The following is a 24523-nucleotide window of genomic DNA, read 5'->3' on the forward strand; positions in this document are numbered from 1 at the left end:
GGGCCCTTGAGAAAAAAATTCATGAAGAAGCTGTGTTTGCTGGGTCTGTTCGTCAGCCTGGCCAGTCATCAAGTATTGGCCGCCACGACCCCGGTACCCCTGGAAAACAAGGACGCGTTCATCAGCAATCTGATGAAGCAAATGACCCTCGATGAAAAGATCGGCCAGTTGCGCCTGATCAGCATCGGCCCGGAAATGCCCCGCGAACTGATCCGCAAAGAGATCGCCGCCGGCAACATCGGCGGTACCTTCAACTCGATCACCCGTCCGGAAAACCGTCCGATGCAGGACGCGGCGATGCGCAGTCGCCTGAAGATTCCGATGTTTTTTGCGTACGACGTGATCCACGGTCACCGTACGATTTTCCCGATTCCGTTGGCCCTGGCATCGAGCTGGGACATGGACGCCATCGGTCAGTCCGGGCGTATTGCCGCCAAAGAGGCCGCCGCCGACAGCCTCGACATCACCTTCGCGCCGATGGTCGACATCTCCCGCGACCCGCGTTGGGGCCGCAGCTCCGAGGGTTTCGGGGAAGACACCTACCTGACCTCGCGCATCGCCAAAGTGATGGTCAAGGCCTATCAGGGCGACACGCCGAGCGCCGCCGACAGCATCATGGCCAGCGTCAAGCACTTCGCCTTGTACGGCGCGGTCGAGGGTGGTCGCGACTACAACGTCGTCGACATGAGCCCGGTGAAGATGTACCAGGATTACCTGCCACCGTACCGCGCAGCGATCGACGCCGGTGCTGGCGGGGTGATGGTGGCGTTGAACTCGGTCAATGGCATTCCGGCCACCGCCAACACCTGGCTGATGAACGACCTGCTGCGCAAGGACTGGGGCTTCAAAGGCCTGGCTGTCAGCGACCACGGGGCGATCTTCGAACTGATCAAGCACGGCGTGGCGGCCGATGGTCGTGAAGCGGCGAAGCTGGCGATCAAGGCCGGCATCGACATGAGCATGAACGACACCCTGTACGGCAAAGAGCTGCCGGGGCTGCTGAAGTCCGGCGAGATCGAACAGAAAGACATCGACAACGCGGTGCGCGAAGTGCTCGCTGCCAAGTACGACATGGGCCTGTTCAAGGACCCGTACCTGCGCATCGGCAAGGCCGAGGATGATCCGGCCGACACCTACGCCGAAAGCCGTCTGCACCGCGCCGAGGCCCGTGAAGTGGCACGTCGCAGCATGGTGTTGCTGAAGAACCAGAACGACACCCTGCCGCTGAAGAAAGACGCGAAAGTCATGCTGGTCGGCCCATTGGCCAAGGCCCCCATCGACATGATGGGCAGTTGGGCCGCTGCGGGTAAACCTGCGCAGTCGGTCACGCTGTTCGACGGCATGAGCTCGGTGATCGGCGACAAGGCGAATCTGATCTACGCCCGTGGCGCGAACATCACCAGCGACAAGAAAATCCTCGACTACCTCAACTTCCTCAACTTCGATGCGCCGGAAGTGGTCGATGACCCGCGCCCGGCTAACGTGCTGATCGACGAAGCGGTGAAGGCGGCCAGGGACGCTGACGTGATCGTTGCTGCGGTGGGCGAATCCCGTGGCATGTCCCACGAATCCTCGAGCCGTACCGACCTGAATATCCCGGAAAACCAGCGCGAGCTGATCCGCGCCCTGAAAGCCACCGGCAAACCGCTGGTACTGGTGTTGATGAACGGCCGCCCGCTGACCATTCTCGAAGAGAACCAGTCGGCTGATGCGATTCTGGAAACCTGGTTCAGCGGCACCGAAGGCGGCAACGCCATTGCCGACGTGCTGTTCGGCGACTACAACCCATCGGGCAAACTGCCGGTGACCTTCCCGCGTTCCGTGGGCCAGATCCCGACCTATTACAACCACCTGAGCATTGGTCGGCCGTTCACGCCGGGCAAACCGGGCAACTACACCTCGCAGTATTTCGATGACACCACCGGTCCCCTGTTCCCGTTCGGTTACGGCTTGAGCTACACCCAGTTCACCCTGAGTGACATGGCGTTGTCGTCGACCACGCTCAATACCACCGGCAAGCTCGACGCCAGTGTCACCCTGAAAAACACCGGCAAACGTGACGGCGAAACCGTGGTGCAGCTGTACATTCAGGACGTCACCGGCTCGATGATCCGCCCGGTGAAGGAACTGAAGAACTTCCAGAAAATCATGCTCAAGGCCGGCGAACAGAAAGTCGTGCACTTCACCATCACCGAGGATGACCTGAAGTTCTACAACGCCCAGCTCAAGTACGCGGCGGAGCCTGGCAAGTTCAACGTGCAGATCGGCCTGGATTCGCAGGATGTGACGCAGCAGAGTTTTGAGTTGCTGTAACCGTTAAAAGCAAAAGATCGCAGCCTGCGGCAGCTCCTGCATTGGGATGGTGTACACCCTGTAGGAGCTGCCGCAGGCTGCGATCTTTTGATCTTGGGTTTCTAAACCAGAAGCAAGATCAAAAGATCGCAGCCTTCGGCAGCTCCTACAGGGGAATGGTGTCCGGCGGTTATCCACGCCGATCGAGAATGTTGACCACCACCCGATCCACCCAGCCCCAGATCCGCTGCTTCACTCGCCGCCACAACGGCCGGCGCTGCCACTCCTCCAGACTGACCTGCTGGCTCAGGCCGAAATCCTTCTCGAAACTCTGCACCACCGCTGCCGTCAACGACGGGTCCAGTGCCTCCAGATTCGCCTCCAGATTGAAGCGCAGGTTCCAGTGGTCGAAGTTGCACGAACCGATGCTTACCCACTCGTCCACCAAGACCATTTTCAAGTGCAGAAAGCACGGCTGGTATTCGAAGATCTGTACCCCGGCCTTGAGCAGACGCGGGTAGTAGCGATGGCCGGCATAGCGTACCGACGGGTGATCGGTGCGCGGCCCGGTGAGCAATAGCCGAACGTCGACACCGCGGGCCGCAGCCTTGCGCAGCGAGCGGCGGATTTTCCAGGTCGGCAGGAAATACGGGGTGGCCATCCAGATGCGCTTTTGCCCGCTGTTCAGTGCGCGAAACAGCGATTGCAGAATGTCGCGATGCTGGCGCGCGTCGGCATAGGCCACGCGGCCCATGCCCTCGCCCATGTCCGGCATCTTGGGCAGGCGTGGCAGGCCGACATGCGCCGACGGTTTCCAGGCCCGGCGATGGCGGTTGGCGATCCATTGGCGGTCGAACAGTATCTGCCAGTCGAGCACCAGCGGGCCGCTGATCTCCACCATCACTTCATGCCACTCGCTGCTGTCCTGCTCCGGCGTCCAGAATTCATCGGTCGCACCGGTGCCGCCGACGAATGCCAGACGCTGGTCGACCAGCAGCAGTTTGCGGTGATCACGATAGAAGTTACCGACCCAGCGCCGCCAGCTCAGGCGATTGTAGAATCGCAGTTCGACCCCGGCCTGAATCAGGCGCTGACGCAGGTGCAGGGTAAACGCGAGACTGCCGTAATCATCGAACAGGCAGCGCACCCGCACACCGCGCTCGGCGGCCTGCACCAGCGCCTGCACCACGGCCTCGGCGCAAGCGCCCGCCTCCACCAGATACAATTCCAGCTCGACCTGCTCCTCGGCGCGGGCAATTTCCACCAGCATGCGCGGGAAGAATTGCGGGCCGTCGATCAACAGCTCGAAACGGTTGCCGTCACGCCATGGGAACACCGCGCCGCGCATGTCAGCGCGCCGTGAAAATCAGCACCGCACCCACCGGTACCGACAGACTGATGGCCGACAACCCGGCCAGGTTGCGCAGGGTTTCCAGGCCCGGCACCAGATCGAAATCCTCGGCGTTGATCACCAGCGGCTCCAGCGTCACCACTTGAAAACGCCGGTCATCGAGCCGCGTTGCCAGCAACTCCGCCGGGTATTCGTGTTGCTTGCCGTGCAGGTTGACGGTCAGCGGCAAGCGTAATTCCAGCTGCGCGCCGGGGGCCAGATCGTTGATCGGACGCAGGTCGATCTGGGTGCTGATGGTCGCTTCGGGGAATTGCTCGATCTGGAACAGCTCCTTGCGCATGCGCTCGTCGCGCAGCGGGATGCCGCTGTTGATCGAATCCAGCTCGACTTCGACCTCGGCCCGACCACTGGGATCGACCTTGCCGTGCAACACCAGAAAGCGCTGCACTTCAGAAACGTGGGCGTTTTTCGTGCTGACAAACGACAGCCGCGACGACTCGCCATCCAGATACCAGTTGGCCTGCGCCGGCAGCGCGGCGGCGGCCAGCAGCAGGCTGGCGAAGGCTTTATAGAGGGAGCGGTTGAACATTGAACACTCGTTGGGCGATAAACCTGCACGAACCTTAACCGCCCACGCCGTTATTGCAAATGTTCAATCTGCGCAAATCTGCCGACAATAAAAATCTCTGTGGCGAGGGAGCTTGCTCCCGCTCGGCTGCGTAGCAGTCGCATGACCTGCCTCCACAGTTTTACAGACCGCGCGCCAAGGGCCGCTGCGCGCCCCAACGGGAGCAAGCTCCCTCGCCACAATGGGGAAGTGGCGCTCCACAGATCAGGGATTGAGGCGGCAGCCCTGGCGTTCGCTCAACCACTGAGCACGATTGCTGCGGCCCATGCCGCTGACGGTGATGGTCTTGCTCGCGCTGTCACCGCTGAATTCGCTGGTCGGCAGCCACTGTTTCACATAGCCCCGGCAATATTCGGCGTCGTTGTTCATCACATAACGACACGAACAATATTCCTTGGCCGTGTAGGCACTGATGATGTCGGGGAAGGCCCAGAGGTTTTCCCGTTCGAGCCAGATCCAGCCCAGCAGGACGATCAGCGCCAGCAGCGACACCCGCTTCAACCACGTCATGGCTGCAGCGCCTTGCGCAAGCGCTTGAGCAGTTCGTTGTGGCGATAGCTGCCGTCGCGATCATCGGCGTAACGCACGATCACCAGTTTCTCGCTGGGGATCACATACAGCGCCTGGCCCCAGTGGCCGAGGGCGGCGAAGGTGTCGGGCGGCGCGTCCGGCCACGGCGCGGCGGCGCCATCCACCGGGCGGTTTAGCCACCACTGGCCACCGGGCACCGCTTCGTCCTGATGCGCCTTGTAGCCGGCAAAGGCAGTGCGGTTGAAGGCGACCCAATCCTTGGGCAGCAATTGCCGGTCGTGCCAACGTCCATCGCGCTGCATCAACAGACCCACTCGCGCCAGATCACGGGCGGTGAGATACGCGTAAGAGGAAGCGACAAACGTGCCACCGGCATCGGTTTCCCACACGGCGTGGCGGATGCCCAATGGCTCGAACAACGCGGTCCACGGATAGTCGGGATAACGCTGCGGGCCGACCATGTTCTTCAGCGCTGCCGCCAGCAGATTGCTGTCGCCACTGGAATAACGGAACGCCTGCCCCGGCGGCGCATAAGCGTCGTGATCGGCAGTGAACGCGGGCATGTCGCGGTGCCCACGGGTGTAGAGCATCGCCACCACCGAGGATTTCAACGGGGCGTATTCGTAGTCTTCCTGCCAGTCCAGCCCGGAAGCCCAATGCAGCAGATCCGCGACGGTGATCGCCGGGTGTTTTTCCAGCGCCGGGTAGAATTTCGAAACCGGATCATCAAGCTTGAACAAGCCCTCGCCATACGCCACGCCAAGCACGGTAGCGATCAGGCTTTTGCTGATCGACCAGGTCAGGTGCGGGGTCTCGGCACGGGTCGGGCCGGCGTAGCGTTCGTAGATCAACTGGCCGTCGCGGATGATCAGCAGCGCGTCAGTGCGGATGCCTTGGCGGGTGGTGTCGTCGCGGGGTGGGAAGGCGTAGGCCTCTAATGCCTCGACCGCTGCGCCGCTGATTTTTGCGCCCGCCGGCCATTGTTCATCGGGCCATTGCTCGGCCTGGACCGTGAAGCTGATCAGCAGCAAAAACAAGGACAGGCCTTTGCACATGGAAAAGTCTCAACCGACGGGTGCGAAGATCATGGCCCAGAAAAATGACAATCTCCCGATCACTGTAGGAGCTGCCGCCGGGGGGGGGGATTTTTTTTTTTTTTTTTTTTTTTAAAAAAAAAAAAAACACCCCCCCCCCCGGCAGCTCCTACAGGGGAATGTGCAGGGCTTTGGCCAAGCGCTTGGCCCGCGCGCCCGCCGCCAACTGCATCACCGATTGATCGCGCTGCCACATCTGCGCCCACTCCGGATTACCCCCAGCCAACGCCTGATCGATCTCGGGTTTGAACGCATCGAACTGCGCAAACAACCCAGCCAACAGCACATGCCCGGCCGGGTTGTTCGGCGGTTGGCGACTCGTTTCCGCGCACCCGGCCAACAGCGCCAGCAAGCGCAACAGCAGCGGCTGCGACCAGCCACTGTCCTGACCGACGCCATACAGCCACGCGGTCATCGCGCTCAATACGTAAACATCCTCCAGAGTGCGGAACGGCTTCACGTAGGCATCCCAGCCATCGCCCGCGAGCAACTCGCACAACGCGCCGTCCAGATGCAGCCGACCGTGACTGATGTCCGGCATCAGCGGCAGTGCCGGGAGTTTTTCCACGCGCACGCCGGGTTCGCCGGGATAGACCACCGCCAGACTCAGGCGCGGTGCTGCGCCGGGCTCTTCACTGCGCGCAGCGATCAACAGCCAGTCCGCCGCATCCCCTGCGGTGACGAAATCCTTTTGCCCGCTCAGGCGCAAATCGCTGAGGCGGGTCTGCATGTCGGCCGGGCGCAAGCTGCGCTGCTCGGTCGCACACAACGCACCAAGACTCGGCGGCGCGCTCGGCCAGAGCATGCGCAATGCCGCCTGATATCCCACCAAAAAGGCCAGCCCCGGCGTCGCCATGCGCCGGCCTCCGGCCACCGCCAGTTCGAACGGCGTCACGTTGCCCAACTGATGCAGCAAGGTGGCGAAACCTTCCGCCAGATCAGCCACGGCGGGCAAGCGTTCACGGCTTTCGAGCAAGTCTGGCCAGGGCATAAGAGGCTCCTTGTGGGCTGTCATACAAGCATCACCAAACGTTCACGGTGATGACACCGGGGCTACATAGCCTGACTTTGCACAACATGGCTGCATAAAGAAAGTCGATCGGCTGCAACCCACGACGGGTTCAAGGCCCGTACGGAGATTCCTATGACTCAGATCGCCCGCATCAGCGACACCGGCAATGAACGCCGCCTGCAAGCCGAACGCCTGATCGGCGCCGAGGCCTTGCAGCAAGCCCAGGCCTTGCGCTTCAGCGTATTCAGCGGCGAGTTCAACGCCAAGCTGAAAGGCGCGGAACTGGGTCTGGACATGGATGACTATGATGTTCACTGCAGCCACATCGGCGTGCGTGACCTGAACACCGGGCGTCTGGTCGCCACCACCCGCTTGCTCGATCACACGGCTGCCAGCAGCCTGGGCAAATTCTACAGCGAAGAAGAATTCAGCCTGCATGGCCTCGCCCATCTGCAAGGGCCGATCCTCGAAATCGGCCGCACCTGCGTCGACCCGGCCTACCGCAACGGCGGCACCATCGCCGTACTCTGGGGTGAACTGGCCGAAGTGTTGAATCAGGGCGGCTACAGCTACCTGATGGGTTGCGCGAGCATTCCGATGCAGGACGGCGGCGTGCAGGCCCACGCGATCATGCAGCGTCTGCGCGAACGCTATCTGTGCACCGAACACTTGCGCGCCGAACCGAAGAATCCGCTGCCGTCGCTGGATATCCCGTCGAACGTGATCGCCGAAATGCCGCCACTGCTCAAGGCCTACATGCGCCTGGGCGCGAAGATCTGCGGCGAGCCGTGCTGGGACGAGGACTTCCAGGTCGCCGACGTGTTCATCCTGCTCAAGCGCGACGAACTCTGCCCGCGCTACGCCAAGCACTTCAAGGCGGCCGTGTGATGAGCCGGTTGCGCGTGTACGCGCGGATCGCGCGGGTGCTGCTGGTGGTGGCGCTGGGCTTGACCATGGCCAGCGTCTTCGGCGTGTTCGAACGTCTGGGCCTGGCGCACTCGATGCAACGTCGGCAGCGCTGGTCGCGGTTTTTCATGGCGCGCCTGAGCAATGCCCTGCCCTTTCGCGTGACCGTGCACGGCGAGTTGCCAAAGCAGCCGATGCTGTGGGTCAGCAATCATGTGTCATGGACTGACATTCCGCTGCTGGGCATGCTCACGCCGCTGTCGTTTCTGTCCAAGGCCGAAGTGCGCACCTGGCCGGTGGCCGGTTGGCTGGCGGCGAAGGCCGGCAGTCTGTTCATCCGTCGCGGCTCGGGCGACAGCCAGTTGATCCGCAAACAGATGACCCGTCACCTGCAAACGCAACATCCGCTGCTGATGTTCCCGGAAGGCACCACCACCGATGGCCGTTCGCTGCGCACCTTTCATGGCCGCCTGCTGTCGGCGGCGATTGATTCGGAGGTGATGCTGCAACCGGTGGCGATCCGTTATCTGCGCGATGGCAAAATCGACACGCTGGCACCGTTCATTGGCGACGATGATTTGCTCTCGCACCTGATGCGTCTGTTCAGCCACGACTGCGGCGATGTCGAAGTGCATCTGCTCAAGCCGATCGCCTGTCAGGGCCGCGAGCGTGCGGCGCTGGCGTTCGAAGCGCAGCAGGCGGTGCAGAAGGCGTTGTTCGGGACGATCCCGGAGAAACAGACAGCACCGATGCGCCCCGCTATCGCTGCCTGAACTCACATCCCCTGTGGGAGCGGGCTTGCTCGCGAAGGCGGTGTGTCATTCAACATTTTTGAAGGATGATCCACCGCATTCGCGAGCAAGCCCGCTCCCACAGGGGGTTAGTGTGTTGCCGACGTTTGTGCAAATGCTTGAAGCTGCGGATAGAACAAGCGGAAATCCTCACTCAGCGGCTCATACAACCGCCGCAACTCCTGCATCGCCGCCGCCAGTTCCTCTGGCCGGCTCAGGCGGCGAGAGATCCCGCGCAGCACCTGGTCCAGCACTTCGAATTCCTGATACGAACCCAGCCAGTCATTGGCAACCATGTGCGGGGCGATCTTTGCCAGGCGTTCGGGCAATTGCGGCTCGCTCGACAGCACCCGATAAACGTCGGCAGTGAACTGCGCCAGCGGCTGATCGGCGTACAGCCTCCAGTCCCGCGCCAGGCAATGGTCGAAAAACACATCAAGGACAATCCCGGCATAACGCCGACGGGTCTCGGTGAAACGCCTGAGGGCGATGTCCACCAACGGGTGGCGATCGGTGAACACATCAATCCGCCGATGCAGCTGAATCGCCGCTTCAATCTTCGGCGCAAATTGCCCTTGCAGGCGTCCTTTGACGAAATCGCCATACAGACTGCCGAGTAATTGCTCGGGGTGCTGGCCTCCGAGGTGTAAATGTGCGAGATAGTTCATGGGCGCAGCTTAGCACTGCGCGCTTTCATCGTTACAGCACACGTATCGTTATAACCCGATATACCGATTTATGCGGTCGTCAGATCAAATTCATATTGGTATATCGCGAAATACCGATTTAAAGTTCGCTTCATCGCGATATAGCGCTACACATCACGAGCATAAAGCCATGAACCTCGACCTCGACGAAATAATAAAAGCCCTGGCACACCCAGTACGGCGAGACATTCTCATCTGGCTGAAAGACCCCAAAGCCCAGTTTCCTGAGCAGATTCACAACCACGAGTACGGCATCTGCGCCGGGCAGATCGATCAACGCTGCGGCCTGTCGCAGTCGACCGTCTCCGCCCACCTGGCGACCCTGCAACGCGCAGGTCTGATCAGCAGCCAGAAAGCCGGCCAGTGGCACTTCTTCAAACGCAACGAGGACGTGATCCAGGCGTTCCTCGACGCCATCGTCAAAGAGCTCAGCGCTCCCACAAGGAATTGATTCAAATGCCCCTCTCGCTACTCATTCTGGCCTTGAGCGCCTTCGCCATCGGCACTACCGAGTTCGTCATCATGGGCCTGCTGCCCGATGTGGCGGCCGACCTCGGTGTGTCGATTCCCGGCGCCGGCTGGCTGGTGACCGGTTACGCCCTGGGCGTGGCCATCGGTGCGCCGTTCATGGCACTGGCCACCGCCAGACTGCCGCGCAAGGCCGCACTGGTAGCGCTGATGGGCATTTTCATCGTCGGTAACCTGCTGTGCGCCATCGCCAGTGACTACAACGTGCTGATGTTTGCCCGTGTCGTCACTGCGCTGTGCCACGGTGCATTCTTCGGTATCGGTTCTGTGGTAGCCGCCGGGCTGGTGGCGCCGAACAAGCGCGCATCCGCCGTGGCGCTGATGTTCACCGGCCTGACCCTGGCCAACGTCCTCGGTGTACCGCTGGGCACGGCGCTGGGTCAGGAAGCCGGCTGGCGTTCGACCTTCTGGGCGGTGACCGTGATTGGTGTGGTAGCGCTGATCGGTCTGATCCGCTTCCTGCCGGCCAAGCGTGACGAAGAAAAACTCGACATGCGCGCCGAACTCGCCGCCCTCAAAGGCGCTGGCATCTGGCTGTCGCTGAGCATGACCGCGCTGTTCGCCGCCTCGATGTTCACCCTCTTCACCTACGTCGCGCCGCTGCTTGGTGACGTCACCGGCGTCTCGCCAAAAGGCGTGACCTGGACCCTGCTGCTGATCGGCCTCGGTCTGACGGTGGGCAACATCATCGGCGGCAAGCTGGCGGACAAGCGTCTCGGCGCGACCCTGATCGGGGTGTTCGTGGCGATGGCGGTGGTCTCCACCGTGCTGAGCTGGACCAGCGTTGCGCTGATCCCGACGGAAATCACCCTGTTCCTCTGGGCCACCGCCTCCTTTGCCGCCGTTCCGGCGCTGCAAGTCAACGTGGTGACCTTCGGCAAAGCTGCACCGAATCTGGTGTCGACCCTGAACATCGGCGCTTTCAACATCGGCAACGCCCTCGGCGCCTGGGTCGGCGGCAGCGTCATTGCCCACGGTTTCGGCCTGACCAGCGTGCCCCTGGCCGCCGCCGCGCTGGCCGTGCTCGCGCTGCTGGTGACCCTGATCACTTTCCGTCATAACGGCGATGCCGGTCTGGCCCCTGCTACCCACTGATTAACCACTTCACTGACGAGGGTTGTACATGGCAACTATTTTCGATCCGATCAAACTGGGCGACCTCGAGCTGTCCAACCGCATCATCATGGCCCCGCTGACCCGCTGCCGTGCCGACGAAGGCCGCGTGCCGAACGCGCTGATGGCCGAGTACTACGTGCAACGTGCCTCTGCCGGCCTGATCCTCTCCGAAGCCACTTCGGTCACCCCGATGGGCGTCGGCTACCCGGACACTCCGGGCATCTGGTCCAACGACCAGGTGCGCGGCTGGACCAACGTGACCAAAGCCGTGCACGCGGCCGGCGGCAAGATCGTCCTGCAACTGTGGCACGTCGGCCGCATCTCGCACCCGTCGTACCTCAACGGCGAAACCCCGGTCGCGCCGAGCGCCATCCAGCCTAAGGGTCACGTCAGCCTGGTTCGCCCACTGGCCGACTACCCGACGCCACGTGCTCTGGAAACCGCGGAAATCGCCGAAATCGTCGACGCCTACCGCACCGGCGCCGAGAACGCCAAAGCCGCCGGTTTCGACGGCGTGGAAATCCACGGCGCCAACGGCTACCTGCTCGACCAGTTCCTGCAAAGCAGCACCAACCAGCGGACCGACAACTACGGCGGCTCCCTGGAGAACCGTGCACGTCTGCTGCTGGAAGTGACTGACGCGGCGATCGACGTCTGGGGCGCCGGCCGTGTCGGCGTGCACCTGGCACCCCGCGCCGACTCCCACGACATGGGCGACGACAATCTGGCCGAGACCTTCACTTATGTGGCTCGCGAGCTGGGCAAGCGCGGCATCGCCTTTATCTGCTCCCGCGAAAAAGAAGGCGCTGACAGCCTCGGTCCAAAATTGAAAGAAGCTTTCGGTGGTGCGTACATCGCCAACGAACGCTTCACCAAGGACAGCGCCAATGCCTGGCTGGCTGAAGGCAAGGCTGACGCGGTGGCGTTCGGCGTACCGTTCATTGCCAACCCGGATCTGCCGGCACGCCTGAAGGCCGATGCACCGTTGAACGATGCACGTCCGGAGCTGTTCTACGGCAAGGGCCCGGTCGGCTACATCGACTACCCGACGCTGTAAGCGTTATTCAGTACGCGACAGCAGAAACACAAAAGCCCCCGACTTGTGAAAGTCGGGGGCTTTTTCTTGGGTTTTGCCGCGCAATCGCTGAAGCTCCATTGGGGGAGCAGGCGGCTCGCGAAAGCGGTGTGACAGTCGGCAAATGAATTGAATGTTAAGACGCCTTCGCGAGCAAGCCCGCTCCCACAAGGTGACGCTGTCATTATTGGCGGCAGCTAACATTCGTTCACAGGGACGACACAAAATCCCTACAAAATCCGTAGCTCGCTACGTTTAAACTCGCGGTCCGGTGTATATAAAAGCAGGCCAGTTGACATAACCTGTGCCAATTACGCATTTTGTTTCATTTGCGCAGGCTGGGGCTCAGGCGCAGCATATCCAACCCTGTATCGACCCAGCGCTCGGCTTCGGCATGCAGTTCGAAGCTGTCAGGCGCCAACAGCCATCCATATAGGAGGCCATCGATATACGCATGAATGCTGATGGCCGCCCGGGCAGTGTCGAGATCTTCCGGCAACTGGCCGCGATTGACCGCATTACGCAGGGTCAGACCGATGCGCAGGTTGCAATCGAGACTGGCCGTGCGGCGCTGCTGGCGCAGATCGCACATTTCATCGGTGAATTCGCACTTGTGAAACAGAATCTCGTTGATGCGACGGGTCTTCGGATCGAGGGCAACCTGATGGAACAGATGGATCAACAGCTGGCGCATGCACCCCAACGGGTCGAGTTCGTCCTCGCTCTCGCTGGCCTTGGCCAATTCATCCAGCGGTTCATGCAGGCTGTCGAGCATCGCCTGCACCAGATCGGCCTTGTTGCTGAAATGCCAATAGATGGCGCCACGCGTAACGCCGGCCATCGTCGCGATATCCGCCAGGGTCGTGCGGGCCACGCCCCTTTCATAAAACGCTTTCTCGGCCGCTTCGAGAATCTGGCTGCGCGTTTCCTGAGCTTCCTCTTTGGTACGACGGACCATGGCAGTAAAACCTCAAACAGGATGTTTCAGGGATGGCTGAATATCCGCTGAATAATGAGGGGGCTGATCTCTCACGAATCGGCTCCCCGGCCTACAATTTCAAACCTTGCGACGCATTTTGTAACAGGGTGGGTAAGACGCCAAGCTATTTACAAACAACCATGAACGTAAGTATATTCCTTAGCAAGCTACTTATCCACTCGAGCCGATTTTTTCACCCTTTCACACTTCTTGTGCGCAATGTGCGCGCCTGACCCGAGGATCTTCATGCAATTCAAGCCAGCTGTTACCGCTCTGGTCACTGCCGTCGCCCTGGCATCGCTGCTCAGCGGATGTAAAAAGGAAGAAGCGGCCCCAGCCGCTCCGCCTCCTCAGGTCGGCGTCGTCACCCTGCAACCACAAGCGTTCACCCTCACGTCGGAACTGCCGGGCCGCACCAGTGCGTACCGCATTGCTGAAGTTCGACCGCAGGTCAACGGCATCATTCTCAAGCGTCTGTTCAAGGAAGGCGGCGATGTCAAAGCCGGCCAGCAGCTGTATCAGATCGACCCGTCGGTCTATGAAGCGACCCTGAAAAGCGCCGAGGCCAACCTGCGTTCGACCAAGTCGATCTCCGACCGCTACAAGCAATTGGTCGACGAGCAGGCCGTCAGCCGCCAGGAATACGACACCGCCGTGTCCAACCGCATGGAATCGGAAGCCTCGTTGCAGAGCGCGCAAATCAATGTGCGCTACACCAAGGTCTACGCGCCAATATCTGGCCGCATCGGCCGTTCTTCGGTGACCGAAGGCGCCCTGGTCAACAATGGCCAGACCGACGCAATGGCGACGATCCAGCAACTGGACCCGATCTACGTCGACGTCACCCAGTCCTCGGTTGAACTGCTGGAACTGCGCCGCGAGCTGGAAAGCGGTCGCCTGCAGAAGGTCGGCGACAACTCGGCAGCGGTCAAACTGACCCTCGAAGACGGCAGCCAGTACAAGCTCGACGGTAAGCTGGAATTCTCCGAAGTCTCGGTTGATCCGACTACCGGTTCCGTGACCTTGCGTGCCGTGTTCCCGAACCCGGATCACACCCTGCTGCCAGGCATGTTCGTCCGCGCCCAGTTGCAGGCCGGGGTCAACGCCGCCGCCATTCTGGCGCCGCAACAAGGCGTGACCCGCGACCTCAAGGGCACCCCGACCGCACTGGTTGTCGGCCCGGACAACAAGGTTGAACTGCGTCAGCTCAAGGCCAGCCGCACCGTCGGCAGCCAGTGGCTGATCGAAGACGGCCTGAAGGCGGGCGATCGTCTGATCACCGAAGGCCTGCAATATGTTCGCCCAGGTGCTCAGGTCAACCCGACCGAAGCGACCAACGTAGCCAAGAACCCGGCCCCCGCTCAGGCAGCTGACAAAGCCGCTGGCGGCAAAGGGGAGTAACTCATGTCGAAATTTTTTATCGACCGTCCGATTTTCGCCTGGGTAATTGCCCTGGTGATCATGTTGGTCGGGGCACTATCGATCCTCAAATTGCCAATCAACCAGTACCCAAGCATTGCGCCTCCGGCCATCGCGATCTCCGTGACCTACCCGGGTGCTTCGGCGCAAACCGTGCAGGACACCGTGGTCCAGGTGATCGAGCAGCAGCTCAACGGTATCGACAACCTGCGTTATGTGTCCTCGGAAAGTAACTCCGACGGCAGCATGACCATCACCGCGACCTTCGAGCAGGGCACCAACTCCGACACCGCGCAGGTTCAGGTTCAGAACAAGCTGAACCTGGCCACCCCGCTGCTGCCGCAGGAAGTGCAGCAACAGTGTATCCGCGTGACCAAGGCAGTGAAGAACTTCCTGCTGGTGATCGGCGTAGTGTCGCGTGACGGCAGCATGTCCAAGGACGACCTGTCCAACTACATCGTGTCGAACATGCAGGACCCGATCTCGCGGACTGCCGGCGTCGGTGACTTCCAGGTCTTCGGTGCCCAGTACGCGATGCGCATCTGGCTCGACCCGGCCAAGCTGAACAAGTACAACCTGACCCCGGCGGATGTCAGCACCGCGATTTCGGCGCAGAACGTCCAGGTATCGTCCGGTCAGCTCGGTGGTTTGCCGGCACTGCCTGGTCAGCAACTGAACGCCACCATCATCGGCAAGACCCGTCTGCAGACTGCCGAGCAGTTCAAGGCGATCCTGCTGAAGGTCAACCAGGACGGTTCGCAAGTGCACATCGGCGATGTTGCCGACGTCGGTCTGGGTGGCGAAAACTCGACCATCTCGGCACAGTTCAACGGCAAGCCGTCCTCCGGTCTGGCGGTCAAACTGGCCAACGGCGCCAATGCACTGGACACCGCCAAGGCCCTGCGTAAAACGATCGACGAGCTGAGCCCGTTCTTCCCGCAAGGCATGGAAGTGGTGTTCCCGTACGACACCACTCCGGTGGTGACCGAGTCGATCAAGGGTGTGGTTGAAACCCTGGTCGAAGCGATCGTGCTGGTGTTCCTGGTGATGTTCCTGTTCCTGCAGAACTTCCGCGCCACCGTCATCACCACAATGACCGTGCCGGTGGTATTGCTCGGTACGTTCGGCATCCTCGCGGCGTTCGGTTTCAGCATCAACACCCTGACCATGTTCGGTATGGTGCTGGCCATCGGCTTGCTGGTGGACGACGCCATCGTCGTGGTGGAAAACGTCGAGCGGGTGATGAGCGAAGAAGGCTTGTCACCGAAGGAAGCGACCAAGAAGTCCATGGGCCAGATCCAGGGCGCTCTGGTCGGTATCGCCCTGGTTCTGTCGGCGGTACTGTTGCCGATGGCGTTCTTCAGCGGCTCCACCGGTGTGATCTACAAGCAGTTCTCGATCACCATCGTTTCGGCCATGGCCCTGTCGGTGATGGTTGCGCTGATCTTCACCCCGGCGCTGTGCGCGACCATGCTCAAGGCGATTCCGAAAGGCGAGCACGGCACACCGAAAAAAGGCTTCTTCGGCTGGTTCAACCGCAGCTTCGACCGTGGCGTGAAAAGCTACGAGCGCGGCGTCGGCAACATGCTGTCGCGCAAAGCGCCGTACCTGCTGGCCTACGTCCTGATCGTGGTCGGCATGATCTGGCTGTTCACCCGCATTCCGACCGCGTTCCTCCCGGAAGAAGACCAGGGCGTACTGTTCGCCCAGGTGCAGACCCCGGCCGGTTCCAGTGCCGAACGTACGCAAGTCGTGATCGACGAAATGCGTTCCTACCTGCTGGATAAAGAAGCGGGCGCGGTGTCCTCGGTGTTCACCGTGAACGGCTTCAACTTCGCCGGTCGTGGTCAGAGCTCGGGTCTGGCGTTCATCATGCTCAAGCCGTGGCACGAGCGTGATGCGAGCAACAGCGTGTTCGCCCTGGCCCAGCGCGCCCAGCAGCACTTCTTCAGCTTCCGCGACGCGATGGTGTTTGCCTTCGCTCCGCCGGCAGTACTGGAACTGGGTAACGCCACCGGTTTCGACGTGTTCCTGCAGGACCGCGCCGGTATCGGTCACGAAAAACTGATGGAAGCGCGTAACCAGTTCCTCGGCATGGCCGCGCAGAGCAAGGTGCTCTACCAGGTGCGTCCGAACGGTCTGAACGACGAGCCGCAATACCACCTGGAAATCGACGATGCGAAGGCTCGCGCCCTGGGCGTGAGCATTTCCGACATCAACAGCACCCTGTCGATTTCCTTTGGTAGTAGCTACGTCAACGACTTCATCGACCGTGGTCGGGTGAAGAAGGTCTACGTGCAAGGCCAGGCCGGTTCGCGCATGAGCCCGGAAGACCTGAAGAAGTGGTACGTGCGCAACAGCGCCGGGACCATGGTGCCGTTCTCCGCGTTCGCCAAGGGCGAGTGGATCTACGGTTCGCCGAAACTGGCGCGTTACAACGGTGTGGAAGCGATGGAGATCCTCGGTTCTCCGGCGCCGGGTTACTCCACCGGTGAGGCGATGGCCGAAGTCGAAGCGATTGCCAAGAAGCTGCCGGCCGGTGTCGGTATCTCCTGGACCGGTCTGTCCTACGAGGAACGTCTGTCCGGCTCGCAGGCGCCAGCGCTGTACGCCCTGTCGCTGCTGATGGTGTTCCTGTGTCTGGCGGCGCTGTATGAAAGCTGGTCGATTCCGATCGCGGTCATGCTCGTGGTACCGCTGGGGATCATCGGTGCATTGATGGCCACCAGCCTGCGCGGTCTGTCCAACGACGTGTACTTCCAGGTGGGCCTGTTGACGACCATCGGTCTTGCGGCTAAAAACGCCATTCTGATCGTGGAATTTGCCAAGGAGCTGCACGAGCAAGGGCGCAGTCTGCGCGATGCGGCGATCGAAGCGTGCCGCATGCGTCTGCGACCGATCATCATGACCTCGCTGGCGTTCGTCCTCGGTGTAGTACCGTTGGCAATCTCCACGGGCGCAGGTTCAGGCAGCCAGCATGCGATCGGTACGGGCGTGATTGGCGGTATGCTCACGGCTACGATTCTGGCGATCTTCTGGGTCCCACTGTTCTTCGTCACGGTTTCGTCCATGGGCCAGCGTAAAATCGCGGACCAGGATGAGACGACTGAAACTCCTAAAGAGGCTGGCCAATGAGCAAGTCGCTACTCTCCATCGCAGTCGCCGCCTTCGTGCTGAGCGGTTGTTCGCTGATTCCTGACTATCAGCGGCCAGAAGCACCGGTTGCGAACCAGTTCCCGCAGGGCCCGGCGTACTCGCCGGCCCAGGCACCGGCGCAAGCCGCTGCCGAGCAGGGCTGGAAGCAGTTTTTCCATGACCCGGCCCTGCAGCAGCTGATCCAGGTTTCCCTGGAAAACAACCGCGACCTGCGTGTCGCGGCGCTGAACATCGACGCGTATGCGGCTCAATACCGCATCCAGCGTGCCGACCTGTTCCCGGCGGTATCGGCGAACGCCAGCGGCAGCCGTCAGCGGGTTCCGGCCCGTGCATCGCAGACCGGTGAAGCGGGCATCACCAGCTCCTACTCCGCCACGGTCGGCATCAGCGCCTACGAACTCGACCTGTTCGGTCGGGTGCGCAGCCTGAGCGAACAAGCGCTGCAACAATACTTCGCCACTGAAGAAGCGCGGCGCAGCACCCAGATCAGCCTGGTGGCCAGCGTGGCCAACGCCTACCTGACCTGGCAGGCCGACAAGGAACTGCTCAAGCTGACGCAGGACACCCTCGGTGCCTTCGAAGAAAGCTATAAGCTGACCAGTCGCAGCAACGAAGTCGGGGTCGCCTCGGCGCTGGACCTGGCGCAGTCGCGTACCTCGGTGGAAAACGCCCGGGCGCAACTGGCCAAGTACACCCGTCAAGTGGCTCAGGACGAAAACAGCCTGACCCTGCTGCTCGGCACCGGTATCCCGGCCAACCTGCAAGCGGCCAAACCGCTGTCGGATGATCTGCTCAGCGACGTACCGGCCGGTCTGCCTTCGGACCTGCTGCAACGTCGTCCGGACATCCTTCAGGCCGAGTACAACCTGAAAGCGGCCAACGCCAACATCGGCGCGGCCCGTGCTGCGTTCTTCCCGAGCATCAGCCTGACCGCCAATGCGGGCAGCCTGAGCCCGGACCTGTCCGGCCTGTTCAAGGGTGGTTCGGGGACCTGGCTGTTCTCGCCGCAGATCAACCTGCCGATCTTCAACGCCGGCAGCCTGCGCGCCAGCCTCGACGCGGCAAAGATCCAGAAAGACATCGACGTAGCGAACTACGAGAAGTCGATTCAGACCGCCTTCCAGGAAGTCGCCGACGGCCTGGCCGCCCGCCAGACCTACACCGAGCAGTTGCAGGCGCAGCGTGACTTCGTCGCGGCCAACCAGGATTACTACCGCCTGGCCGAGCGTCGTTACCGCATCGGTGTCGACAGCAACCTGACCTTCCTCGACGCCCAGCGTCAGTTGTTCAGCGCGCAACAGGCACTGATCACCGACCGCCTCGCGCAGCTGACCAGTGCGGTCAACCTGTACAAGGCCCTGGGTGGTGGCTGGAATGCGCAGACCGCGCAGAACGAACCGCTGAAAGAAGAAGCACCGAAGATGAAGCTGTTCTGATCATCATCAGGTGAAAACAGAAAGCCCACCGATTGGTGGGCTTTTTGTTGCCTGAAACAAATGTGTTGGCTGGAATGGCGCTATCGCGAGCAGGCTCACTCCTACAGGGGAACGCATTCCAATTGTAGGAGTGAGCCTGCTCGCGATAGCGCCTTATCGACCACCACAAAACCCGGCTCAATCTTGCGTTCGATAATCGCCCAAAACCCGCTTTCCCCGATTGAATCCCGCCCATCGCGCCGCGCACCATTCGCTCCACAAAACCAATAACAACAGGTTCGACACCATGCCCCCGCGCCCTCTCCCGTCCGGCTGATCGCCGCCGCTGCATCCCAGATTCTGCAAGCTCGTGCCTGCCCCGAAAGTGGCGGCAACGGACCCGTTCGACCCCAAAAAAAATAACAAGAGACCCTGCGATGACTCATCCAACTGCGCCGTACGCCCTCCCCGGCCTGATCGCCCTCGCACTGACCGGCGTCGCCCTGCCCGCCGCAGCCGAAGAAGCCGGTTTTGTCGAAGGCGCCAGCGCCAACCTGAACCTGCGCAACTTCTACATCAACCGCAACTTCACCAACCCGACCAAGGCGCAGGGCAAGGCTGAAGAGTGGACGCAGAACTTCATCCTCGACGCCAAGTCCGGTTTCACCCAAGGCACCGTCGGTTTCGGCATGGACGTGCTCGGCCTGTACTCGGTGAAGCTCGATGGCGGCAAGGGCACCGGCGGCACGCAATTGCTGCCGCTGGATCACGACGGGCGTCCGGCGGACAACTTCGGTCGCACCAACGTCGCGTTCAAGGCCAAGCTGTCGCAGACCGAAATCAAGGTCGGCGAATGGATGCCCGTGCTGCCGATCCTGCGCTCGGATGACGGCCGTTCGCTGCCGCAAACCTTCCGTGGCGGGCAGATCACCTCGAAGGAAATCAACGGTCTGACCCTCTACGGCGGGCAGTTCCGCGCCAACAGCCCGCGCGACGACAGCAGCATGAGCGACATGTCGATGTTCGGCAAAGCGGCGTTCACCTCCGATCGCTTCAACTTTCAGGGCGGTGAATACGTTTTCAACGAAAAGCGCACGCAGATCGGCCTGTGGAACGCCGAACTCAAGGACATCTACAGTCAGCAATACGTCAACCTGACCCACAGCCAGCCGCTCGGCGCCTGGACGCTGGGCGCCAACCTCGGTTTCTTCTACGGCAAGGACGACGGCAGCGCCCGCGCCGGCGAACTCGACAACAAGACCTGGTCGGGATTGTTCTCGGCCCGATACGGCGGCAACACTTTCTACGTCGGCCTGCAGAAACTCACCGGCGACAGCGCCTGGATGCGCGTCAACGGCACCAGCGGCGGCACCCTCGCCAACGACAGTTACAACGCCAGCTATGACAACGCGCAAGAACGCTCGTGGCAGGTGCGCCACGACTACAACTTCGCCGCCATGGGCATCCCCGGCCTGACCCTGATGAACCGCTACATCAGCGGCGACAACGTGCACACCGGGACCATCACCGACGGCAAGGAATGGGGCCGCGAATCGGAACTGGGCTACACCGTGCAAAGCGGCACCTTGCGCAACCTCAACGTACGCTGGCGCAACTCGACCATGCGCCGCGACTTCAGCAACAACGAGTTCGACGAAAACCGCCTGATCATCAGCTACCCGATCAGCCTGCTCTGATTCAAAATCCCCCCGGCCACCTGTAGGAGCTGCCGAAGGCTGCGATCTTTTGATCTTGAAAAGCAGAATCAAAAGATCGCAGCCTTCGGCAGCTCCTACAGGGAAAGGGGATATCAGAGAGCCATCCGTCAGGATCTGTGGCACTTCGCCGGGCCTCGGGTAGAGTAGGAAACACCTGAAGGACTCAGGCGCCACACCCTCCCCGCTTCCGCCATCCAAAGTTGTTGGTCCTCAAGTTTTGGCCAGATTGTCATCGGAAGACACTGCTGATCATCGGAGGACCACCTCATGATCACTCAACTCAACGCAGCACCCGACTGGGACGCCAAGGCGTACCAGCAGTTTTCCCGTCAACGCCAGCGCCCGGTCAACGAATTGCTCGATCGTGTCGAACTGGCTAACCCCAAACATATCTACGACCTGGGCTGCGGCACCGGCATTGCCACGCAGTTGCTGGCCGAGCGCTGGCCGCGCGCGCAGTTGCTGGGCGTCGACAGCTCGCGGCAGATGCTCAATCAAGCCCGGTGCCTGCCGATCAACGCCCACTGGCAAGAGTGCGACCTGCTCGACTGGCAACCCGCACAACCCGCCGACCTGCTGCTCGCGGCGGCGGTGCTGCATTTCATAGGCGAGCATCAACAACTGCTGCCGCGCCTGCTCGGGCATCTCAACCCCGGCGGCTGTCTGGCGGCGCACATGCCGGACTGGCGCGATGCCTTGTGGTATCGACTGATGCTCGACACCCTCGACGACGCCGGTCTCGGTCACACCCCTATCGGCACACCGCAACTGCGCCAGCACATGGCGGCGCGACCACTATTGTCGCTGGAGGATTACTACCGCTTGCTGGCGCCGCTGACCACTTCGCTGGACATCTGGGAAACCGAGCAACTGCAAGTGGTCGACGGCAAGTCGCCGGTGTACGACTGGGTGAAGGTCTCGGCGCTGCGGCCGGTGATGCAGGCGCTGAGTTCAGAAGAACAGGCGCGCTTCATCTATCACTATCTGATGCGGGTGCATAAGCATTATCCGCCGGAGAAAAACGGGCAGACGCTGTTTCCGTTCAAGCGGATTTTCATTGTCGCCAGGGTCTGAGTGCCGGTGCGGATTAATGCATCTCGGCGTCTGCCGCTTTCGCGAGCAAGCCCGCTCCCACAGGGGAAATGCATTCCAAATGTGGGAGCGGGCTTGCTCGCGAAGGCGTCAGTTCAGGCACCATCACTCCCGGGATTCGACCCCGAGCTCATCCCACACCGACTCCGCCAGATGGAACGTCGCATTCGCCGCCGGAATCCCGCAATAAATCGCGCTCTGCATGATCACTTCCTTGATCTCGCCCCGGCTCACACCGTTGTTGGCCGCCGCACGCAAATGCAGTTTCAGCTCGGCCTCGCGGTTCATGCCGATCAGCATGGCGATGGTGATCAGGCTGCGGGTATGCCGAGGCAGGCCCGGACGGGTCCAGATATCGCCCCAGGCGTGACGGGTGATCATCTCCTGGAATTCCGAGTTGAACTCGGTCAGCGCGTTCAGGCTGCGATCGACGTGGGCATCGCCCAATACCGCGCGGCGTACTTGCAGACCTTCGTCGTAGCGTTGTTTCTCGTCCACAAATCTTCCCTCACTAAGCGTTCAGAAACGCCAGAACACGATCACTGAAAGCGGCACCGGCCTGCACGTTGGACAGGTGCGCGGCATAGAACTCGGCGTACTCGGCGCCGCGCACATGCTCCTGAATGAAATGCCCACCGGACGGCGGCGTCACCGCATCTTCAGTGCCGGCGATGACCAGCAGCGGCAGGTTGATCGAGGCCAGTTGCTCGCGGAAATCGGCATCGCGCACCGCCGCGCAATTCGCCGCGTAACCTTCAGGCGAGGTCGCCGCGAGCATGTCGGTGATCTTCTTCGCCGCGGCCGGATTGGCCACTGAAAAATCCGGGGTAAACCAACGGGCAATCGACGCATCACGCAGTGCGACCATCGCTGCCGGGCCATCACGCAACACGGTTTCAATGCGCGGATTCCACACCGACGGATCGCCGATCTTCGCCGCAGTGTTGCACACGATCAGTCTGTGCAGACGATGACCGGCATTGATCCCCAGCCACTGGCCGATCAAGCCGCCCATCGACAATCCGCAAAAATGCGCACGTTCAATGTGCAGCGCATCCAGCAGACCCAGCACGTCGCGACCCAGTTGCTCGATGCTGTACGGCCCCGGCGTCACCAGCGACTGGCCGTGCCCGCGCGTGTCGAAACGCAGCACCCGCAAGTGCTCGGTGAACGCCGGTATCTGCGCGTCCCACATGTGCAGGTCGGTGCCCAGCGAGTTGGACAGCACCAGCACCGGCGCGTCGACTGGTCCATCCAATTGATAGTGCAGTTCGCCATCGGCGAGTTGAACGAAAGCCACAGCCCTCTCCTTCAGACAGTCAAAGCGTTGTGTTCGGCCACTGCGCGCTCGACCCAGACTTGCGCCTGGCCGAGGTAATGCGCGGGGTCGAGCAGATGATCCAGTTCGGTGCCGCTCAGTTCGGCGGTCACTTGCGGCTCGTCGCCGAGTACCGCACGCAGATGGCGCTGTTCGGCCACCGCGCGTTTGCAACATTGTTCGAGCAGGTGATGCGCGGTGTCGCGACCGACCCGTTGGGCGAGGACGATGCTCACCGCTTCGGCCAGCACCAGCCCTTGAGTCAATTGGAGATTGCGCGCCATGCGCTCGGCGTCGACTTCCAGACCGTCGGCCAGCAAGCGCGCCTGTTGCAGCGCACCGGAGACCAGGCAGCAGATGTCCGGCAAGGTTTCCCATTCGGCATGCCACAGTCCGAGACTGCGTTCGTGCTCCTGTGGCATTGCGCTGAACAGCGTCGACACCAGCCCTGGGACCCGCGTCGCTGCACCGATCAACACCGCCGCGCCGACCGGATTGCGCTTGTGCGGCATGGTCGACGAACCGCCCTTGCCCGGCGCCGACGGCTCGAACACTTCCGCCGCTTCGGTCTGCATCAACAGACTCACATCGCGCCCGAGTTTGCCGAGGCTGCCGGCGATCAAACCGAGTACCGCACCGAACTCGACGATGCGATCACGCTGGGTGTGCCACGGTTGCTCGGGCAGTGTCAGTCGCAGTTCTTCCGCCAAGGCCTGAGCGATCGGTAATGCTTGCCCGCCGAGCGCCGCGAGGGTGCCGGAAGCGCCGCCGAATTGCAGCACCAGCAGCCGTGGCTTGAGTTCACGCAGACGCTGACGACTGCGGGTCAGCGCGCCGAGCCAACCGGCAATCTTCATCCCGAGCGTGACGGGCGTGGCGTGTTGCAGCCAGGTGCGCCCGGCCAGTGGCGTCGCCGCATGCCGTTGGGCCTGGGTGGCAAGCGAATCGGCGAGCGCTGCCAGATCGCTTTCGATCAGCTCCAGCGCCTGCCGCAATTGCAGGATCAGCCCGGAATCCATCACGTCCTGACTGGTCGCCCCCAGATGCACATAACGCTCGGCCTCGGCGCTGCTCGCGGCAATCTGCTTGCCCAACGCCTTGACCAGTGGAATCGCCGAGTTACCGGCCGTGGCAATCGCCTCGCCCAGCGCCGCGAAGTCATACAGACCGGCGTTGCAGGCGGCGGCAATTGGCGCGACGGCAGACGCCGGAATCACCCCGACCCGCGCTTCGGCCCGGGCCAGTGCCGCTTCGAAATCGAGCATCGCCTGCACCCGGCCTTGATCGCAGAACACGTCGCGCATGTCGCGGGCAGTGAAGTAGGCATCGAACAATTGATTGCCCGGTCGCTGAGTCATAAACAGTCCTTGCCGGCGCGGGCCAATGCGGCCCGCG

Annotated in this window: 21 protein-coding genes; 11 read left to right on the forward strand and 10 right to left on the reverse strand. The window is 61.7% G+C overall.

Annotation, left to right across the window (positions count from 1 at the left end):
* Positions 1–21 precede the first annotated feature (21 nt).
* Positions 22–2313, forward strand: a complete 2292-nt coding sequence (gene bglX, locus ACIOUG_RS05375; RefSeq protein WP_401063109.1) for a beta-glucosidase BglX — start codon at positions 22–24, stop codon at positions 2311–2313.
* A gap of 169 nt (positions 2314–2482) precedes the next feature.
* Here the strand turns inward: bglX and ACIOUG_RS05380 are convergent, their stop codons facing one another.
* The 5 genes from ACIOUG_RS05380 to ACIOUG_RS05400 all read right to left on the reverse strand — a co-directional run bounded on the left by ACIOUG_RS05380 (position 2483) and on the right by ACIOUG_RS05400 (position 6887).
* Positions 2483–3640 (reverse strand): phosphatidylserine/phosphatidylglycerophosphate/cardiolipin synthase family protein, encoded by a 1158-nt coding sequence (locus tag ACIOUG_RS05380; RefSeq protein WP_401063111.1) that lies wholly within the window; start codon positions 3638–3640, stop codon positions 2483–2485.
* A 1-nt stretch (position 3641) separates the two neighbouring features.
* Complete coding sequence (locus ACIOUG_RS05385) at positions 3642–4232, reverse strand: YceI family protein (RefSeq protein ID WP_401063114.1); 591 nt, start codon at positions 4230–4232, stop codon at positions 3642–3644.
* A 243-nt stretch (positions 4233–4475) separates the two neighbouring features.
* Positions 4476–4781 carry an amidase gene (locus ACIOUG_RS05390; protein WP_401063117.1) on the reverse strand — a complete coding sequence of 102 codons (306 nt, stop codon included), beginning with the start codon at positions 4779–4781 and terminating at the stop codon, positions 4476–4478.
* Positions 4778–5857: a serine hydrolase domain-containing protein gene (locus tag ACIOUG_RS05395; RefSeq protein ID WP_401063120.1), complete on the reverse strand. Its 1080-nt coding sequence runs from the start codon at positions 5855–5857 to the stop codon at positions 4778–4780. The genes ACIOUG_RS05390 and ACIOUG_RS05395 overlap by 4 nt, the downstream gene beginning before the upstream one ends.
* Positions 5858–6005: 148 nt before the next feature.
* A complete protein-coding gene (locus ACIOUG_RS05400; protein WP_401063123.1) occupies positions 6006–6887 on the reverse strand; it encodes an acyl-CoA dehydrogenase in 882 nt (293 codons plus the stop codon).
* 153 nt (positions 6888–7040) lie between these two features.
* Between ACIOUG_RS05400 and olsB the strand changes: the two genes are divergently transcribed.
* Together olsB and ACIOUG_RS05410 are read left to right on the forward strand one after the other, a co-directional pair.
* The gene (gene olsB, locus ACIOUG_RS05405; protein WP_007963187.1) at positions 7041–7796 is read left to right on the forward strand and encodes an L-ornithine N(alpha)-acyltransferase; all 756 of its coding nucleotides are present in this window, start codon (positions 7041–7043) and stop codon (positions 7794–7796) included.
* Complete coding sequence (locus tag ACIOUG_RS05410; RefSeq protein WP_401063126.1) at positions 7796–8587, forward strand: lysophospholipid acyltransferase family protein; 792 nt, start codon at positions 7796–7798, stop codon at positions 8585–8587. Before olsB ends, ACIOUG_RS05410 begins: the two co-directional genes overlap by 1 nt.
* A gap of 107 nt (positions 8588–8694) precedes the next feature.
* Here the strand turns inward: ACIOUG_RS05410 and ACIOUG_RS05415 are convergent, their stop codons facing one another.
* Positions 8695–9273 carry an ACP phosphodiesterase gene (locus ACIOUG_RS05415; protein ID WP_401063128.1) on the reverse strand — a complete coding sequence of 193 codons (579 nt, stop codon included), beginning with the start codon at positions 9271–9273 and terminating at the stop codon, positions 8695–8697.
* 169 nt (positions 9274–9442) lie between these two features.
* On the opposite strand from ACIOUG_RS05415, the gene ACIOUG_RS05420 reads away from it, so the two are divergent.
* The 3 genes from ACIOUG_RS05420 to ACIOUG_RS05430 are packed head-to-tail and all read left to right on the forward strand — an operon-like array spanning position 9443 to position 12013.
* Positions 9443–9763: a helix-turn-helix transcriptional regulator gene (locus tag ACIOUG_RS05420; protein ID WP_003222436.1), complete on the forward strand. Its 321-nt coding sequence runs from the start codon at positions 9443–9445 to the stop codon at positions 9761–9763.
* A 5-nt stretch (positions 9764–9768) separates the two neighbouring features.
* Entirely contained in the window at positions 9769–10935 is a 1167-nt protein-coding gene (locus ACIOUG_RS05425; RefSeq protein WP_401063131.1) for an MFS transporter, read from the forward strand.
* 28 nt (positions 10936–10963) lie between these two features.
* A complete protein-coding gene (locus ACIOUG_RS05430) occupies positions 10964–12013 on the forward strand; it encodes an alkene reductase (RefSeq protein ID WP_401063134.1) in 1050 nt (349 codons plus the stop codon).
* 343 nt (positions 12014–12356) lie between these two features.
* Here the strand turns inward: ACIOUG_RS05430 and emhR are convergent, their stop codons facing one another.
* Positions 12357–12989, reverse strand: coding sequence for an efflux system transcriptional repressor EmhR (gene emhR, locus ACIOUG_RS05435; RefSeq protein WP_401063137.1), 633 nt, complete (start codon positions 12987–12989; stop codon positions 12357–12359).
* A 267-nt stretch (positions 12990–13256) separates the two neighbouring features.
* Between emhR and emhA the strand changes: the two genes are divergently transcribed.
* From emhA to ACIOUG_RS05460, 5 genes are all read left to right on the forward strand, one after another.
* Entirely contained in the window at positions 13257–14411 is a 1155-nt protein-coding gene (emhA, locus tag ACIOUG_RS05440) for an efflux RND transporter periplasmic adaptor subunit EmhA (protein ID WP_401063139.1), read from the forward strand.
* Between the two features lie 3 nt (positions 14412–14414).
* A complete protein-coding gene (gene emhB, locus ACIOUG_RS05445; protein WP_401063142.1) occupies positions 14415–17564 on the forward strand; it encodes an efflux RND transporter permease subunit EmhB in 3150 nt (1049 codons plus the stop codon).
* Entirely contained in the window at positions 17561–19021 is a 1461-nt protein-coding gene (gene emhC / locus ACIOUG_RS05450; protein ID WP_401063144.1) for an efflux RND transporter outer membrane subunit EmhC, read from the forward strand. Before emhB ends, emhC begins: the two co-directional genes overlap by 4 nt.
* Before the next feature lie 416 nt (positions 19022–19437).
* Positions 19438–20697, forward strand: a complete 1260-nt coding sequence (locus tag ACIOUG_RS05455; protein ID WP_401063146.1) for an OprD family porin — start codon at positions 19438–19440, stop codon at positions 20695–20697.
* A 288-nt stretch (positions 20698–20985) separates the two neighbouring features.
* Positions 20986–21792: a methyltransferase domain-containing protein gene (locus tag ACIOUG_RS05460; RefSeq protein ID WP_401063148.1), complete on the forward strand. Its 807-nt coding sequence runs from the start codon at positions 20986–20988 to the stop codon at positions 21790–21792.
* Positions 21793–21915: 123 nt separating this feature from the next.
* On the opposite strand, the gene pcaC is transcribed toward ACIOUG_RS05460, so the two are convergent.
* Genes pcaC through ACIOUG_RS05475 form a run of 3 tightly spaced genes read right to left on the reverse strand, consistent with a single transcriptional unit; the run spans position 21916 to position 24486 of the window.
* Complete coding sequence (gene pcaC / locus ACIOUG_RS05465; RefSeq protein ID WP_003222417.1) at positions 21916–22308, reverse strand: 4-carboxymuconolactone decarboxylase; 393 nt, start codon at positions 22306–22308, stop codon at positions 21916–21918.
* Between the two features lie 13 nt (positions 22309–22321).
* A complete protein-coding gene (gene pcaD, locus ACIOUG_RS05470; RefSeq protein ID WP_401063151.1) occupies positions 22322–23110 on the reverse strand; it encodes a 3-oxoadipate enol-lactonase in 789 nt (262 codons plus the stop codon).
* An 11-nt stretch (positions 23111–23121) separates the two neighbouring features.
* Complete coding sequence (locus ACIOUG_RS05475; RefSeq protein ID WP_401063154.1) at positions 23122–24486, reverse strand: 3-carboxy-cis,cis-muconate cycloisomerase; 1365 nt, start codon at positions 24484–24486, stop codon at positions 23122–23124.
* Positions 24487–24523 lie beyond the last annotated feature (37 nt).

Source organism: Pseudomonas sp. NPDC087803, from assembly GCF_044742995.1.
GTDB lineage: Bacteria > Pseudomonadota > Gammaproteobacteria > Pseudomonadales > Pseudomonadaceae > Aquipseudomonas.

Coding starts and splice junctions, on each gene's coding strand:
- emhB (WP_401063142.1), top strand. CDS start 14,415: ATGTCGAAATTTTTTATCGACCGTCCGATTTTCGCCTGGGTAATTGCC.
- ACIOUG_RS05425 (WP_401063131.1), top strand. CDS start 9,769: ATGCCCCTCTCGCTACTCATTCTGGCCTTGAGCGCCTTCGCCATCGGC.
- emhC (WP_401063144.1), top strand. CDS start 17,561: ATGAGCAAGTCGCTACTCTCCATCGCAGTCGCCGCCTTCGTGCTGAGC.
- ACIOUG_RS05385 (WP_401063114.1), bottom strand. CDS start 4,232: ATGTTCAACCGCTCCCTCTATAAAGCCTTCGCCAGCCTGCTGCTGGCC.
- ACIOUG_RS05390 (WP_401063117.1), bottom strand. CDS start 4,781: ATGACGTGGTTGAAGCGGGTGTCGCTGCTGGCGCTGATCGTCCTGCTG.
- emhA (WP_401063139.1), top strand. CDS start 13,257: ATGCAATTCAAGCCAGCTGTTACCGCTCTGGTCACTGCCGTCGCCCTG.
- ACIOUG_RS05430 (WP_401063134.1), top strand. CDS start 10,964: ATGGCAACTATTTTCGATCCGATCAAACTGGGCGACCTCGAGCTGTCC.
- ACIOUG_RS05415 (WP_401063128.1), bottom strand. CDS start 9,273: ATGAACTATCTCGCACATTTACACCTCGGAGGCCAGCACCCCGAGCAA.
- ACIOUG_RS05395 (WP_401063120.1), bottom strand. CDS start 5,857: ATGTGCAAAGGCCTGTCCTTGTTTTTGCTGCTGATCAGCTTCACGGTC.
- ACIOUG_RS05380 (WP_401063111.1), bottom strand. CDS start 3,640: ATGCGCGGCGCGGTGTTCCCATGGCGTGACGGCAACCGTTTCGAGCTG.
- ACIOUG_RS05420 (WP_003222436.1), top strand. CDS start 9,443: ATGAACCTCGACCTCGACGAAATAATAAAAGCCCTGGCACACCCAGTA.
- ACIOUG_RS05460 (WP_401063148.1), top strand. CDS start 20,986: ATGATCACTCAACTCAACGCAGCACCCGACTGGGACGCCAAGGCGTAC.
- ACIOUG_RS05455 (WP_401063146.1), top strand. CDS start 19,438: ATGACTCATCCAACTGCGCCGTACGCCCTCCCCGGCCTGATCGCCCTC.
- emhR (WP_401063137.1), bottom strand. CDS start 12,989: ATGGTCCGTCGTACCAAAGAGGAAGCTCAGGAAACGCGCAGCCAGATT.
- ACIOUG_RS05400 (WP_401063123.1), bottom strand. CDS start 6,887: ATGCCCTGGCCAGACTTGCTCGAAAGCCGTGAACGCTTGCCCGCCGTG.
- ACIOUG_RS05475 (WP_401063154.1), bottom strand. CDS start 24,486: ATGACTCAGCGACCGGGCAATCAATTGTTCGATGCCTACTTCACTGCC.
- bglX (WP_401063109.1), top strand. CDS start 22: ATGAAGAAGCTGTGTTTGCTGGGTCTGTTCGTCAGCCTGGCCAGTCAT.
- ACIOUG_RS05410 (WP_401063126.1), top strand. CDS start 7,796: ATGAGCCGGTTGCGCGTGTACGCGCGGATCGCGCGGGTGCTGCTGGTG.
- olsB (WP_007963187.1), top strand. CDS start 7,041: ATGACTCAGATCGCCCGCATCAGCGACACCGGCAATGAACGCCGCCTG.